The organism is Serratia sp. Res13-Sevr-LER1-36-b, from assembly GCF_015673035.1.
GTDB classification, from domain to species: Bacteria; Pseudomonadota; Gammaproteobacteria; order Enterobacterales; family Enterobacteriaceae; genus Chania; species Chania fonticola_C.
Genome location: NZ_JADACK010000044.1, coordinates 253,618 through 269,329, shown reverse-complemented (window position 1 = coordinate 269,329; position 15,712 = coordinate 253,618). Strand labels below are relative to the sequence as shown.

12 protein-coding genes are annotated in these 15,712 nt (G+C 56.8%); 5 read left to right on the top strand and 7 right to left on the bottom strand.

Features of this window, described 5'->3' with window-relative positions; all coding sequences use genetic code 11:
• Window positions 1-2 precede the first annotated feature (2 nt).
• Window positions 3-797, bottom strand: a complete 795-nt coding sequence (gene panB, locus IMQ33_RS25065) for a 3-methyl-2-oxobutanoate hydroxymethyltransferase (protein WP_186579084.1) — start codon at window positions 795-797, stop codon at window positions 3-5.
• A 162-nt stretch (window positions 798-959) separates the two neighbouring features.
• On the opposite strand from panB, the gene qseB reads away from it, so the two are divergent.
• On the top strand, window positions 960-1,622 hold the full coding sequence (gene qseB / locus IMQ33_RS25060) for a quorum sensing response regulator transcription factor QseB (RefSeq protein WP_098929829.1): 663 nt from the start codon (window positions 960-962) through the stop codon (window positions 1,620-1,622).
• Complete coding sequence (gene qseC, locus IMQ33_RS25055; RefSeq protein ID WP_065684525.1) at window positions 1,619-3,004, top strand: quorum sensing histidine kinase QseC; 1,386 nt, start codon at window positions 1,619-1,621, stop codon at window positions 3,002-3,004. The genes qseB and qseC overlap by 4 nt, the downstream gene beginning before the upstream one ends.
• On the opposite strand, the gene folK is transcribed toward qseC, so the two are convergent.
• The 6 genes from folK to thpR form a co-directional block, all read right to left on the bottom strand.
• Entirely contained in the window at window positions 2,989-3,483 is a 495-nt protein-coding gene (gene folK, locus IMQ33_RS25050; protein ID WP_024528318.1) for a 2-amino-4-hydroxy-6-hydroxymethyldihydropteridine diphosphokinase, read from the bottom strand. The two genes, qseC and folK, sit on opposite strands and share 16 nt — an antisense overlap.
• A complete protein-coding gene (gene pcnB, locus IMQ33_RS25045; RefSeq protein WP_024484352.1) occupies window positions 3,483-4,799 on the bottom strand; it encodes a polynucleotide adenylyltransferase PcnB in 1,317 nt (438 codons plus the stop codon). The genes folK and pcnB overlap by 1 nt, the downstream gene beginning before the upstream one ends.
• Window positions 4,800-5,092: 293 nt before the next feature.
• The gene (gene gluQRS, locus IMQ33_RS25040; RefSeq protein WP_024528316.1) at window positions 5,093-6,004 is read right to left on the bottom strand and encodes a tRNA glutamyl-Q(34) synthetase GluQRS; all 912 of its coding nucleotides are present in this window, start codon (window positions 6,002-6,004) and stop codon (window positions 5,093-5,095) included.
• A 73-nt stretch (window positions 6,005-6,077) separates the two neighbouring features.
• Window positions 6,078-6,533, bottom strand: a complete 456-nt coding sequence (dksA, locus tag IMQ33_RS25035; protein WP_021179742.1) for an RNA polymerase-binding protein DksA — start codon at window positions 6,531-6,533, stop codon at window positions 6,078-6,080.
• A gap of 207 nt (window positions 6,534-6,740) precedes the next feature.
• Window positions 6,741-7,448 (bottom strand): DNA/RNA nuclease SfsA, encoded by a 708-nt coding sequence (gene sfsA / locus IMQ33_RS25030; protein ID WP_196062707.1) that lies wholly within the window; start codon window positions 7,446-7,448, stop codon window positions 6,741-6,743.
• Entirely contained in the window at window positions 7,445-7,987 is a 543-nt protein-coding gene (gene thpR / locus IMQ33_RS25025; protein WP_065684523.1) for an RNA 2',3'-cyclic phosphodiesterase, read from the bottom strand. The genes sfsA and thpR overlap by 4 nt, the downstream gene beginning before the upstream one ends.
• 67 nt (window positions 7,988-8,054) lie before the next feature.
• On the opposite strand from thpR, the gene hrpB reads away from it, so the two are divergent.
• From hrpB to fhuA, 3 genes are all read left to right on the top strand, one after another.
• Complete coding sequence (gene hrpB / locus IMQ33_RS25020; RefSeq protein WP_230326825.1) at window positions 8,055-10,505, top strand: ATP-dependent helicase HrpB; 2,451 nt, start codon at window positions 8,055-8,057, stop codon at window positions 10,503-10,505.
• A gap of 220 nt (window positions 10,506-10,725) precedes the next feature.
• Window positions 10,726-13,227: a bifunctional glycosyl transferase/transpeptidase gene (mrcB, locus tag IMQ33_RS25015; RefSeq protein ID WP_196062705.1), complete on the top strand. Its 2,502-nt coding sequence runs from the start codon at window positions 10,726-10,728 to the stop codon at window positions 13,225-13,227.
• Window positions 13,228-13,483: 256 nt separating this feature from the next.
• Window positions 13,484-15,685 carry a ferrichrome porin FhuA gene (fhuA, locus tag IMQ33_RS25010; protein WP_196062704.1) on the top strand — a complete coding sequence of 734 codons (2,202 nt, stop codon included), beginning with the start codon at window positions 13,484-13,486 and terminating at the stop codon, window positions 15,683-15,685.
• Window positions 15,686-15,712: the final 27 nt, after the last annotated feature.

Here is a 15,712-nt window from a genome sequence, read left to right as displayed (position 1 = left end):
ACTCAGTTGAACGAGTGCTCTTCGTCGGGATAAATACCTTGCTCGACTTCCCGAATATACAGCTGCACGGCGCCGCGAATATCGCCGCCCTGCGCCAGAAAGTTTTTGGCAAATTTAGGGGTATGGCCGCCGGTGATCCCCAAGGCGTCATGCATCACCAGGATCTGGCCATCGGTAGCATTGCCGGCACCAATACCGATCACCGGGATCGACAAGGCTTCAGTAACCTGGCGGGCCAGTTCGGTCGGTACGCACTCCAGCACCAGCAGTTGCATACCGGCCAGCTCCAGATTCTGGGCGTCGATCAGCAGTTGCTTGGCCGCCAACTCATCGCGCCCCTGCACCTTGTAGCCGCCAAATACATTGACGGATTGTGGCGTGAGGCCGAGATGGCCACAGACGGGGACGGCGCGCTCCGTGAGCATTTTCACCGTATCGCAGAGCCAACTGCCGCCTTCTATTTTGACCATGTTGGCCCCGGCGCGCATCACCTCGGCCGCGCTTTGGCAGGCTTGCTCTGGCGTGGCGTAACTCATGAAAGGCAGGTCGGCCAACAGCAGGCTGGCTGGTGCCCCACGGCGTACCGCGCGGGTATGGTAAGCCACGTCGGCCACGGTTACCGGCAGCGTTGAGTCATGCCCTTGCAGCGTCATCCCCAGCGAGTCGCCGACCAGCAATACTTTAATACCTTGTTCTTCAAACAGCTGGGCAAAGCTGGCATCGTAGGCGGTAATAGTCGCAAACTTGCGCTGCTCCTGCTTCCACTGGCGTAAATGGCTCACGGTGGTAGGTTTCATCACGACGTCTCCTGAAATATCCGCGCAGCCTGGATCCGTAGCACGGTGGTAAAAAGTGCTGTCATTCTACTGTAACCCTTCAGGGGTGGGTAGCTCCGATGCTGATGGTTAAGATGTTCTTAAGAAGCTTATGATGTAATGGTCTGTCTAGAGGGAGAGCCCATGAGAATTCTGTTGATTGAAGACGATAAACTGATCGGTGATGGCATCAAGGCGGGCTTGACCAAGCTGGGGTTTAACCTCGACTGGTTCACCGATGGCATCGTCGGTAAGAACGCCCTGGACAGTGCACCTTATGATGCGGTGATCCTCGATCTCAGCTTGCCAGGATTGGACGGGTTGGATTTGCTGCGCCAGTGGCGTCAGGCCGGGCAGGATGTGCCGGTGCTGATCCTGACCGCGCGTGACGCGTTGGAACAGCGTGTCAACGGGTTGCAGAGCGGAGCCGATGATTACCTGTGCAAGCCTTTTGCCCTGACGGAGGTTGCCGCGCGTTTACAGGCGTTGATCCGCCGCCGCCATGGGCAACTGACGCCCCAACTGGTCCACGGCAACCTGGTGTTTGATGCCGCATCGCGCAGCGTGAGCTGCAACGGTGAGCCCGTGACGCTGACCCCGCGCGAACTGGCGGTGCTGGAACTGTTTCTGCACAACAAGGGGCGCGTGCTGGCACGGCCGCTGATCCAGGAAAAACTGTATAACTGGGATGATGATGTGAGCAGTAACGCGGTTGAGGTTCATATCCATCATCTGCGGCGCAAGCTGGGTAACGGCTTTATCCGCACCGTACATGGCGTGGGTTACACGCTGGGGGATGAGCCGTGAAGTCATTGAGTTTGCGGTTGCGGCTGATCCTGATCTTCAGCCTGCTGGCATTGCTGACCTGGTCCTCCGCCAGCGTAGTGGCGTGGATGATGACGCGCCACAATATCAACGAAGTGTTCGACACCCAGCAGATGTTGTTTGCCAAACGGCTGGCGACTGCCGATCTGGGGGATTTACTGGCTAATCAGCAAGTGCGCAGTCTGCCGAAAACCAAGAAGATGCTGAACCACGGTAAACGCGGAGAGCAGGACGATGATGCGTTGGCGTTCGCCATCTTTTCCCACGATGGACGCATGCTGCTCAATGACGGTGAGAACGGTGAGGATTTTCAGTTTGACGGTGAGCGGCAAGGGTTTGTCGATGGTCAACGCAAAGGAGATAGCGACAGCTGGCGGTTGCTATGGCTCACCAGTCCGGATGGACGTTACCGCATTGTGGTCGGCCAGGAATGGGATTATCGGCATGATATGGCGTTGGGGTTGGTGATGGGGCAGTTGCTGCCCTGGCTGGTGACGTTGCCGATCCTGATGTTGTTGATTGCCCTGATGGTAGGCCGCGAGCTAAGACCGCTGCGTGAGGTGGCCGCCAGCCTGCGTAAACGAGCCCCAGACGACGCTACGCCGCTGAATGTACACCAGGTACCTAGCGAGGTGCGTCCGCTGGTCGAGGCGCTGAATACGCTGTTTACGCGCATTAATAGCCTGTTGGTGCGTGAGCGTCGGTTTACTTCGGATGCTGCCCATGAGTTGCGCAGCCCATTGGCCGCATTGCGGGTACAGACCGAGGTGGTGCAACTGGCGGGAGACGATGTGCCCATGCGTGAACATGCGGTGAACAACCTGACGCTAGGTATCGATCGAGCCACGCGCCTGGTGGATCAACTGCTCACCTTGTCCCGGCTGGACTCGCTCGCCGATTTGCACGATCTGGCCTTGGTCGACTGGTGCCAATTGGTGCCGATGACCCTGGCGGAGCTGGATCGACAGGCGCATACCTCCGGGATCACACTGCGTTACCAGCAGCAGGGCGAACCTCCTGCATTATCGGGCCAGCCGCTGCTGTTATCGCTGTTGGTACGCAATCTGGTGGACAATGCGGTACGTTACACTCCGGCCGGTGGCACGGTTACGGTCACGCTTAGCCAGCGGCAACTGACGGTGGAGGACGATGGTCCTGGCGTCACGGCTGAGCATCTGGAAAGACTGGGGGAGCGCTTTTATCGCCCACCGGGGCAAGAACAGACGGGAAGCGGGCTGGGCTTGTCTATTGTGCAGCGGATTGCCAGCCTGCATGGGCTACGTGTTAGCTTTGCCAATCGGCAGGAGGGTGGGTTTATCGCAACGATAACCTTGTCTGGGAACGGTATTCAAGCCTTGGGCTGATGCCACAGCGTCATGCCGTTTTTTGGCACACGTTGCAGGCATTCTGCCAGCGTTTCACCATCTGGGAAGACCAGGTCCGGAGCGATATCCGCCAGCGGGTAGAGCATAAATTCACGTTGTTTCAGGCCATAATGGGGCACGGTGAGACGATCGGTGTCGATCACCAGATCGCCGTACAGCATCATATCCAGATCCAGCGTGCGAGGGCCCCAGCGTTCATCTTTGCGCACTCGGCCCTGATTACGTTCTATCGCCTGGGTGTGATCGAGCAGTTGTTCCGGTGGCAACTGGGTATCCAGTGCCACCACCGCGTTGAGATAATCCGGCTGGTTCTGTGGCCCCAGCGGTTTGGTGCGGTACAGCGGCGAACAAGCGATCAGACGGGTGCGTGGAATATGCTCCAACGCCTCCAACGCGGTATTCACCTGTTGCAAAGGTTGCGCCAGATTGCTACCCAGCGCGATATAAACGCGGATCATTATGCTCCTTCGTTATTTGGAGACCTGCGGCGTGGGCGGCGTTGACGAGCCCGACGCGGTGCCGGATCTTCGCCTAGCGTGCTCAACATGTTTTTCTGGCGGGCCGCGGTGGCCACCTGGAACTCATCCCACCATTCGGCAAGACGCAGCATCTCCGGGTTGTTTTCCACTTCGGCACGCAGTGCCAGCAAATCATACGCCGCACGGAATTTAGGATGTTCCATCAGCTTGTGCGCACGCTTGCCCTGACGACGGGACAGGCGTAACTGCAGTTGCCAGATGTCACGTACCAGTGTAGTGATTCGTTTGGGGATTGCCAGTGAACGGCACTCTTCGTCCAGCACGTCGTTCATGGCCAGCGCAAAGGCGTCGTAATAGGCCAGGCCGCTTTCCTGCGCCAGTTTCTGTGCGTGCTCCAGCAGTGGGTACCACAGCATGGCGGCAAACAGGAACGCCGGGTTGACGCGCTTGTCGTTTTGCAGGCGGTGATCGGTATTTTTCAATACCTGCTCCAGAATGCGCTCCATCGGCGTGTCGTGATTCGGCGTGAAGTTGCGCGCGATCAATGGGAACAGCGGCTGGAACAGCTGATATTCACACAGCTTCAGGTAGGTCTGGTAACCGTAACCCGTTTGCAGCAGCTTCAGCGCCTCTTCAAACAGGCGTGCAGGTGGGATTTCGTGCAGCAGCGAGGCCAGGCGTGGAATAGGCTCGGCGGTTTCTTCGCTGATGGTCATATCCAGCTTGGCGGCAAAGCGCACCGCGCGCAGCATCCGCACCGGATCTTCGCGGTAGCGGGTTTCCGGATCGCCGATCAGGCGGATCACGCCCTGTTGCAGATCGCGCAAGCCACCGACGTAATCACGCAGGGCAAAGTCGGCTACGCCGTAATACAGGCTGTTGATGGTGAAATCACGGCGCTGGGCATCGTCTTCGATGGTACCGAAGATGTTATCGCGCAGCAGCATGCCGTTCTGGGCCTGCTGGGAGGAGTTCTTGTCAGATTCCTGACTCTGTTCGTGGTGGCCACGGAAGGTGGCGACTTCGATGATTTCCGGCCCGAACATCACGTGCGCCAGCCTGAAACGGCGGCCGACCAGGCGGCAGTTGCGGAACAGTTTGCGCACCTGCTCTGGAGTGGCGTTAGTGGTAATGTCGAAATCTTTCGGCTTTTTGCCGAGCAACAGATCGCGTACACCGCCGCCGACCAGATAGGCTTCGTAGCCGGATTTATTCAGGCGATACAGCACTTTCAGCGCATTTTCGCTGATATCTTTGCGCGAGATCGCATGTTGATCGCGGGGGATAACGGTCATTGAGCGCGTTCCCTCTGCGGCTACAAATGGCGGGCGTTTACGCGGCGCTGGACGGCGGGCAGGTGTCTCCCTGCCGCTCTCGGTGGAGCGCGGTGGCGTTGTGGCTAACGGTTCTGCAGGCGCGCTTTCTTCGCGGACTTGGTTTTTATCGCTGGCCGGCGCATCTTCGCGGGTCAACTTGTCATCGCGGATTAGTACCTTACGGCAGAAATTGGCTACTCGGGTAAAAATGGTACACCTCGATAGTGACGGATAAAAATGGCGCTAACAAAAAAATAGCGGCTAATCATAGCTTACCCCAGCTGTTTTGAGAATGCCGTTGTGTTTTCACACTGCGGGATCGCTTGCTGACGTGGCACATTTGCCAACTGCCAATGCTCAACCGCCCAGCTCAATAATAACGGCAGATCAAGATCTTGCCAGTTTTCCGGCAGCGGTTGGCGCAGAAACTTCAGGGCAGCAACCAGTACTGGCCGTGGATCGCCAGTGGGCAGCGCGGGGGCGTGATTTTGCTTCGACAGTTTAATGCCGTTGTTCCCCAGCGCCAGTGGCAAATGCACATAGGTGGGAACCGGTGCCTGTAGTTGCTGATACAGCGCAATCTGGCGCACTGTGGGTTCGATCAGGTCGGCACCGCGGACGATTTCGGTCACGCCTTGAAAATGATCGTCGATCACCACCGCCAGATTGTAGGCAAACAGGCCATCGCGGCGGCGGATGATGAAATCTTCCTGTGCCAGCGCTGGATCGGCCCGAAGCTCGCCCTGCAACCGATCGTGGAAGGCATATACCGGGTTTGATTGACGTAAGCGGATCGCGGCACCCTGCGGGCCAAGCCGTAACTGGCGGCAATGGCCATCGTACAAACCGCCGATCTGCTGGATGCGGCTGCGGGTACAGGTGCAGTAATAGCTGAGATCCTGGCGTTGTAGCCAATCAAGGGTCGCACGGTAAGCTTCAGAGCGTTGGGATTGATAGATGACCTGGCCGTCCCAGTGGAGACCATAGTGTTCGAGTGCGGATAAGATACGCCCGGCAGCTCCGGCGACTTCGCGCGGAGGGTCGATATCTTCAATACGTACCAGCCATTGCCCGCGTTGAGCACGAGCCTGGAGGTAGCTTCCCAGAGCGGCAATCAGCGAACCGAAATGCAGATCCCCGGAAGGCGATGGGGCAAAGCGCCCCACATAGTGACTTGCTAGCATATCTGAAGGGATTGCTTCCCTTAACTCTGTGCGGCGCGCGTTATTGGCACGCGCCGCAGGAGGTAACAACTGCTTAGCCGGCCATCTGCTTTTCGCGGATTTCGGCCAACGTCTTGCAGTCGATGCACAAATCGGCAGTCGGACGCGCTTCAAGGCGACGAATGCCAATCTCCACGCCGCAAGACTCGCAGAAGCCGAAATCATCGTCTTCTACTTTCTTCAGCGTTTTCTCGATCTTTTTGATCAGTTTGCGCTCGCGGTCACGGTTACGCAGTTCGAGGCTGAACTCTTCTTCCTGAGTGGCACGGTCTGCCGGATCGGGGAAGTTAGCTGCCTCTTCTTGCATATGCGACACGGTACGATCGACTTCGTCCCTGAGTTGGTTGCGCCATGCTTCAAGGATGCGCCTGAAATGCGTCAACTGGGCGTCGTTCATGTACTCTTCGCCCGGTTTCTCTTGATACGGCTCCACCCCAGCGATGGCGAGAATGCTCAAGGACGAGGTTTTACGGGTTTGCCCTTCTTGCATATTGCTTCTCCTACATACACACGCACTATACCCTTTAATGCTAGTAGGGTATGTCGAATCCCCAATACGGGGGAAAAACAGGCCGCTATAAATAACAGAAGGGAAGAGGGATGGCAATTATTCCTGTCGCCTGCTTGACAATGGTGTGAAGGAAGGCGTATTTGGCGAAGCAATATCCGGTTGTCGATTTATTTGTGCCCGGCACCGCTAGCCAATAAAAAACGGTAACTTAGCGCTTAGCGAGATACCGTCAGGTGATAATTTTGCCCCGTAACAAACAACTTCCACTCCCAACTGCTGAACCTGCGCTAGTAGCACCGCATAATGCTCATCTATATGATTTGCTGGGGTGACCCGATCGATGCCGCTGTGTAACACGGCAAAGAACAGCACCGCCCGCTGCCCTTGTTCAACCACGTTTTGCAACTCACGCAGATGCTTCTGCCCTCTCAGCGTTACGGCATCGGGGAAGTAGCCCTGTTGATGTTGCAATAGTGTGACTGACTTAACTTCAATATAGCAGTCAACCCGGTTTTCTGCCTGTAATAACAAATCGATACGGCTGTTTTCGCCGCCATATTTCACTTCGCCGGTGATTTTACTGTAACCGGATAATTCACTGATTATATTCTGTTCAATGGCTTCACGAACCAGAGTGTTGGCCCGCAGGGTGTTGACGCAGATCCAGTCGCCAGCCAGGGTATGCGTCAGCTCCCAACTGTGGGCATATTTGCGTTTGGCGTTGCCCGAAGTGGAGTACCACACGGTGTCCCCTGGCGTAGCACAGCCGGTCATGGCACCGGTGTTGGCGCAGTGCAGGGTAAAGGTTTCGCCTTCAGGGGTGATCACATCGGCCAGAAAGCGTTTGTAGCGCTTGATGAGCGTGGCCGGTTTTAGTGGTGGGTCAAAGATCATGATTTATCCTGTGGGCCGAGTGGCCACTGCGCTAATTCGTGATAGCGGGTGCGGCCCTGTTCAAACGACGATTGGTAGAGAGAGAAATGGTTGGCGTTGAACGGCCACCCCGGCGTGCCAGGAGGAATAGCGACCGGTTGGGTTGCTGCCCGCAATAACGTGATATGGGGATGAAATGGCAACGGGCTTTGATAACAGCCGCTGCGGGCCGCTTGCGAACGCAACAACTCTGCCAACTGCAACAGCGCGCGTGGGGGGCGTTTGCTGCCCAACCACACCACTCCGGGGCGCGGCCAGTGGCCAAGATCGTCCAGATTGAGGCTAAAACCCGTCTGTGCGATACGCCCTGCCTGCGTTTTTAGTGCCTGTTCTTTCTGTGCGCTGACCTCGCCGAGAAAGGCCAGCGTCAGATGCAGATTGGCGGCGGCTACCGGGCGGCCATCTTCGGGTTTAAATGCCTCGGCACGCCAGCGGATCACCTGCTGCTGCAAGGCATTGGGTAGCGACAAGGCGAAGAACAGGCGGCGCGAGCTGGACATGAAACCCCGGTAAATGAATGAAATGTTGAGCCTAATGCTACAATGTGCGCTGTCCATTAACTACCCCATGGAGAGTTTTGTGTCCTCACTGCCCGTCAGCGCGGTTCTTGATGAGCTGCTTGCCGCACTGCAATCTGCCCCGCAGGTGTTGTTGCATGCCCCCACCGGTGCCGGGAAATCCACCTGGCTGCCGTTGCAGATCCTGGCAAAAGCCGGGCTGCCGGGGCGTATCATCATGCTGGAACCACGGCGGCTGGCGGCAAAAAACGTCGCTTATCGCTTGGCGCAACAGCTGGGTGAAGAACCGGGCCAGACCGTGGGATATCGCATGCGTGCCGAGAGCAAAAGCGGGCCACAGACGCGGCTGGAGGTGGTGACCGAGGGCATTCTCACCCGCATGTTGCAGCAGGATGCTGAACTGCAGGGCGTCTCGCTGATTATTCTTGATGAATTCCACGAGCGAAGTTTACAGGCCGATCTGGCGTTGGCCCTGCTGCTGGATGTTCAGCAGGGGCTGCGTGACGATCTGAAATTGCTGATCATGTCGGCGACGCTGGATAATGCGCGGCTGTCACAACTGCTGCCGCAAGCGCCGGTGGTGATGTCGGAAGGGCGCAGCTACCCGGTTGATCGGCAGTACCAGCCATTACCTAGTCACCAGCGGTTGGAAGATGGCGTTGCCTCTGCGGTGAAGCGCTTGTTGTCTGAGCAATCAGGTTCGCTGTTGTTATTCTTGCCCGGCGTGGCGGAGATTAACCGCGTGCAGGAACGGCTCATTGGCGAGGTGCCAGCGGATACCGATCTCTGCCCGCTGTATGGCGCATTGCCGTTGGCACAGCAGCAAAAGGCGATCCAACCGGCGCAGCACGGGCGGCGTAAAGTGGTGTTGGCGACCAATATTGCCGAAACCAGCTTGACCATTGAAGGCATCCGCCTGGTCGTCGACAGCGGGCTGGAGCGCGTAGCGCGTTATGACGTCCGTAATGGCCTGACGCGATTGGTCACCCAGCGCATCAGCCAGGCTTCGATGATCCAGCGCGCTGGGCGTGCCGGGCGCTTGGAGCCCGGAATTTGCTGGCATCTGTTTGCCAAAGAGCAGGCGGAGCGCGCTGCGGAACATGCTGAACCGGAGATCCTGCAAAGCGATCTGGCCAGCTTCTGGCTAGAGCTGCTGCAATGGGGCTGCGTGGATGTGGATCAACTTACCTGGCTCGATCGGCCGCCGTTGGCCGCATTAGCTGCTGCCCGCCGTTTATTGCATATTCTGGCGGCTATCGATGACGGTGAGAAGCTCACAGCCATTGGTCGTCAAATGGCCGGATTAGGTTGCGAACCAAGGCTGGCGGCCATGCTGTGTGCCGGTGCCAAGATGGGGGCCGATGGATTAGCCACTGCGGCGATGTTGGCTGCCTTGCTGGAGGAACCGCCACGCAGCGGGCAGATGGATATAGGCTATTGGCTAGGCCGCCCACAGCCGCATTGGCAACGCCGGGCGGCACAGCTGAGCAAGCGCTTACCGCAAAAAAGTGGGCAGATTGATGCCGATCTGGCCGCTCCTTTGCTGGCGCAGGCATTTGCCGATCGTATCGCCCAACGGCGCGGGCAGGATGGGCGCTATCTGTTGGCCAATGGCCTGGGCGCAGCGATGGATCAGGACGAAGCGCTCTCCAGGGCTGCCTGGTTGATTATTCCCAGCCTGTTGCAAGGCCATAACAGCCCGGATGCCCGTATCCTGCTGGCGTTACCGATCGAAATTGATGCGCTGGTGGCGAGGTTGCCCGAGATTGTCAGCAACCAGACCGCCGTCGAGTGGGATGAAGAAAAGGGCACCCTGCGGGCCTGGAAGCGCCAACAGATTGGCCGCTTAACGCTGCGGGCTCAGCCGCTGGCCAAACCGGCGGAAGAGGAACTGCAACAGGCACTGATAAATTGGGTCCGCGCCCAGGGATTGGCAGTGCTTAATTGGGATATCGCTGCCGAACAGTTGCGCCTGCGTTTACACTGTGCCCAGCGTTGGTTGCCAGAGGCCGACTGGCCGCCAGTGGATGACGAGACGTTGCTCGACACACTGGAAAGTTGGTTGCTACCGTCATTGAGCGGCGTACGCGATCTGCGCGGATTAAAGCAGGTCAATATCGCTGAAGCCTTGGCCCGCCGGTTAGACTGGCAGCAAAAGCAACGGCTGGATAATGCCCTGCCAACTCATTATGCTGTGCCGACCGGTAGCCGTTTGCCGATCCGCTACGATGCCGATAAACCGCCGGTATTGGCGGTGCGTTTACAGGAGATGTTTGGTGAACAGCGTAGCCCAACGTTGGCTGAGGGTCGCATCCCGGTGGTGCTTGAGTTACTCTCTCCGGCGCACCGGCCATTGCAGATCACCGGCGATCTGGCCGCCTTCTGGCAAGGCGCGTACCGCGAGGTGCAAAAGGAAATGAAGGGGCGCTATCCCAAGCACGTATGGCCAGACGACCCGGCCAATACCGCCCCCACCCGGCGCACCAAGAAATACCAGTAACGAATTCAGATGTTTCTTCTGTTCAGCCAGATGGCTTAGGGACAGATTAAGCGACAAAATAACGGACCCGTCGTCTTTCAAGCTGCAGCGTTGTTACCTGCGCTATCACACCCCAGTCACTTACCCAAAAGTAAGCTCCTGGGGATGAGATAGCTTGTCGCCTAGCTACAGCTTGAAATCCATAGGGTATAGAGTGCTGCAAGCGTGGAGAAGAACCGCAATGGCTGGGGATGACCGCGAGCCCATCGGGCGCAAAGGCAAACAACCAAAACGTAATCAGCCGCGTAAACCGGCGCGTCGTCAGCGTGACGACGATTATGAAGAAGACGAGTATCAGGATGAGTATGACGATGATGAGTACGATGACGACGAAGAGGAACAACGCATGCCGCCCAAGGTAAAAGCGAAGTCGCCGCGTAAAAAGCGCCGTTGGCTCGGCCTGCTGATAAAACTGTTCCTGGTGATTGCGGTGCTGCTGGCGATCTACGGAGTTTATCTGGATTCCCAGATCCGTAGCCGCATCGATGGCAAAGTCTGGCAGCTACCGGCGGCGGTGTATGGCCGTATGGTCAACCTTGAGCCGGGTATGCCTTACAGCAAGAAAGAAATGATTGCCCTGCTGGAAGGGATGCAATATCGCCAGGTCAGCCGCATGACCCGGCCTGGAGAGTTTACCGTGCAGGCCAACAGCATCGAGATGCTGCGCCGCCCGTTTGATTTCCCGGATGGCAAAGAAGGCCAGATCCACGCTCGCCTCGATTTCCAAAACAATGGCCTGGCGAAAATCGTCAACATGGAAAATCAGCGTAACTTTGGCTTCTTCCGCCTCGATCCGCGCCTGATCACCATGCTGCAATCGCCGAATGGCGAGCAACGCCTGTTTGTGCCGCGCTCTGGTTTCCCTGATCTGCTGGTCGACACGCTAATCGCTACCGAAGACCGCCATTTCTACGAGCATGATGGTATCAGCTTTTACTCCATTGGCCGTGCCGTGGTGGCTAACCTGACAGCCGGGCGTGCGGTGCAGGGCGGCAGTACCTTGACTCAGCAACTGGTAAAAAACCTGTTCCTGACCAACGAGCGTTCGCTGTGGCGTAAGGTCAACGAAGCCTACATGGCTTTGCTGGTGGATTACCGTTATAGCAAAGACCGTATTCTGGAGCTGTATCTGAACGAGGTGTATCTCGGCCAGAGCGGTAGCGATCAGATCCGTGGTTTCCCGTTGGCCAGCCTGTACTACTTTGGTCGCCCGGTCGATGAACTGAGTCTGGATCAGCAGGCGCTGCTGGTGGGCATGGTGAAAGGGGCCTCGCTGTACAACCCTTGGCGTAACCCAAAGTTGGCGCTGGAGCGTCGTAACCTGGTGCTCAAGCTGTTACAGAACCAGGGGGTGATCGACGCTGAGCTGTACAACATGCTGAGTGCTCGCCCGCTGGGCGTACAGCCGAAAGGTGGGGTGATTTCACCGCAGCCTGCGTTTATGCAACTGGTGCGTCAGGAGTTGCAGGCCAAGCTGGGTGACAAGGTTAACGATCTTTCCGGGGTGAAGATCTTCACTACGTTGGATCCGGTTTCACAGGATGCGGCCGAGAAGGCGGTGGAAGACGGTATCCCGGCGCTGCGTGCTGCGCGTCACCTGAACGATCTGGAAGCGGCGATGGTGATTGTCGACCGCTTTACCGGAGAGGTTCGTGCCATGGTGGGCGGTGCCGATCCTCAGTTTGCCGGCTTTAACCGTGCGCTGCAGGCGCGCCGTCTGGTAGGGTCACTGGCCAAGCCGCCAACCTATCTGACCGCGCTGTCGGAACCGGATAAGTATCGGCTCAATACCTGGCTGGCCGATCAGCCGCTGTCAATCAAACTGCCGAATGGCAGTTCGTGGCAGCCGAATAACTACGATCGCCAGTTCCGTGGCCGGGTGATGCTGGTGGATGCGTTGGCCAACTCGCTCAACGTGCCAACGGTCAACCTGGGGATGTCGGTGGGGCTGGATCAGATCAGCGCTACCCTGCAAAAGTTGGGTATTCCTAAATCGGCGATCACTCCGGTGCCTTCCATATTGCTGGGGGCCATCGGCCTGACGCCGATGGAAGTGGCACAGGAATACCAGACCATCGCCAGCGGAGGTAACCGTGCGCCACTGTCTGCCGTACGTTCGGTGATTGCGGAAGACGGTACCGCGTTGTATCAGAGCTTCCCGCAGGCGGAACGCATGGTGCCTGCACAGGCGGCTTACCTGACGCTGTATGCTATGCAGCAGGGTGTGGCACGCGGGACTTCCCGTTCGCTGTCGGTCAAGTTCCCTAATTACAACCTGGCCGCTAAAACCGGTACCACTAACGATCTGCGAGACAGCTGGTTTGCCGGTATCGACGGCAAGGAAGTGGCGATTGCCTGGGTAGGGCGTGACAATAACGGCCCGGCCAAACTGACCGGTGCCAACGGTGCCTTGACGCTGTATCGCCGCTATCTGGAAAACCAGACGCCGCTGGTACTGAAGCTGCAACAACCGGAAGGTATTAGCCAGATGGGTATTGATTCTGCCGGTAACTTTATCTGTGGTGGCAGCAGTTGGCGCACCATCCCGGTTTGGACTGAAAACCCGCAAGGTCTATGTCAGGCAAGCCAGGCCGAGCAGCAACAAACTCAGCAACAGCAAGCCGGAGAACAGAAAGATGCTGACGGCGTTGCTGGCTGGATAAAAGATATGTTTGGCAAATAACCCCCAACCGTTATGTTAAGCATATTTATCATTTGATTTTACTGTGTTATCAAGCCCGTAGCGTTCTGTTACGGGCTTTCCTTTCTTTGTTGTTGGTTTTATTTCCACTCTGTTAATGCGGTTACCGCGCCAATCCCATAGCTTTTTTACGGCCGAAATACGCTTGCAGTTCCATTAGCCTTCTGCATAAAATGCCGCGCTTATAATAATTATTATCGTTCACATTCGTTATCAAACCACATCAGAGAAACCAGACATGCCGACCAAGCGTTATTCCCCATCACCGGCCAAATCAGGCTTGTTCCCCGTAAGCGTTTTGGCTGCCACGATCGCGGCTACGCTAACCTTACCTGCGGTTGCAGCCCAGACGACGGCTGCCGCGGATGCCGATACTATTACGGTGGTAGGGGGCGGCAACGGCGGTGCTTCACAGGAAAGCGCCTGGGGCCCAGTTGGCACCATCGTGGCGAAACGCAGCGCGACCGGCACCAAAACGGATACGCCGCTAGTGAAGACCCCTCAATCGGTATCGGTGGTCACGCGTGAACAAATGGACGTTATGCAGCCTTCCTCGGTGAAAGAAGCGTTAGGCTTCACCCCCGGTGTGATGGTGGGCAGCCGCGGCAGCTCCAACGTCTATGATGCGGTTTATATTCGTGGTTTTGGCTCGGTCAACCAGAATATCTATCTGGATGGTTTGAAGCTGCAAGGCGACTATTTTAACGAGGCCGTAATCGATCCTTATTTCCTTGAGCGGGCCGAAGTGCTGCGCGGGCCTTCTTCCGTGCTTTACGGTAAAAGCAGCCCAGGTGGGATTATCTCGCTGATCAGCAAGCGCCCAACCACGGAACCGCTGAAAGAAATCCAATTTAAAATGGGTACAGATAACCTGTTCCAGACTGGCTTTGATTTCAGTAATGCATTGGATGATGACGGCAAGTATTCCTTCCGCCTGACCGGGTTGGCCAAAGACGCTGACGCTCAGCAGGAGATGGCCAAGGAAAAACGCTATACCATTGCGCCTTCATTTAGTTGGCAGCCCGATGAGCATACCAACCTGACGCTGTATTCTTACCTGCAAAACGATCCTAACCTCGGCTACTACGGCTGGTTGCCGATGCAGGGAACGGTGGTCAACGCGCCTTATGGCAAGCTGCCAACCAGCTTCAACGAAGGTGAAAAGAGTAACTTCTATTCGCGCCAGACGCGCATGTTTGGTTACAGCTTCTCCCATGATTTCGATGATACCTGGACCGTACGCCAGAACCTGCGTTATATGCAGTTGCATACCAACCAGAACAATATCTATGGCACCGGCGTAAACGCCGACAACACGACTCTGAACCGTAACTATATCGCTTCGGATGAGCGTCTGAATAACTTCAGCGTTGATACCCAGGGCCAGGCCAAGTTTGCTACTGGCCGCGTCGATCATACGTTGCTGGCTGGCGTAGATTTTATGCGCATGAGTAACGATATTCAGGGCGGCTGGGGTGTGGCGAGTCCACTGGATCTGGCTAACCCGCAGTTTGGTCATTATACCAAGGGAACGTTAAACCCAACCAGTAAGGTCAATGGCCAACGGCAGGTGGGTATTTACCTGCAGGAACAGGCCGAGTGGAACCAGTGGATCCTGACAGCCGGTACGCGTTATGACTGGGCTAAGAGCACCGTTGAGGATCGCACCGACATGGCTACGATCCCCTACAGTGAGCAGAAAGACCACCAGTCTACCAATCGCATCGGCCTGAACTATCTGTTCGACAACGGCATCTCGCCATATGTCAGCTACGCGCAATCCTTTGAGCCGAACGTGGGCGCAGGGTATGACGGCAAGGCCTTTGTGCCTTCCAAAGGCGAACAGTATGAAGCTGGCGTGAAATACATGCCAAAAGATCGTCCTGTCTCAGCCACCATTGCCCTCTATCAACTGACCAAGTCAAATAACCTGGTCACGGATGTTGAGCATGCCGATAAAGGTTGGTTCCAGCAGCAAACCGGGGAGATCCGCTCTCGCGGGGTAGAGGTGGAAGGCAAAGCGGCGCTGACGGCTAACGTCAACCTGCTGGCGTCCTATACCTATACCGATGCAGAATACACCGAAGACACCACCAACCAGGGCAATACGCCAGCGATCATTCCTAAGCATATGGCCTCTTTGTGGGGGGATTATACCTTCCACGAAACCGCATTGAGTGGCCTGACGCTGGGCGCAGGTGTACGTTATACCGGCTCAACCTATGGCGACGAAGCCAACACCTTCAAAGTGCCGGACTACACCGTGTGGAATACCGTGATCAAGTATGATTTGGCGCGCTTCAACCTGCCAGGTTCTTCCGTAGCGCTTAACGTTAACAACCTGTTTGATAAAGAGTACGTCTCTAGCTGTTTCGCCACCTATGGCTGTTTCTGGGGGGCAGAACGTCAAGTGGTCGCCACGGCAACCTTCAGTTTCTAATCGGCTAACGGGAGCGGCCTTTGGTCG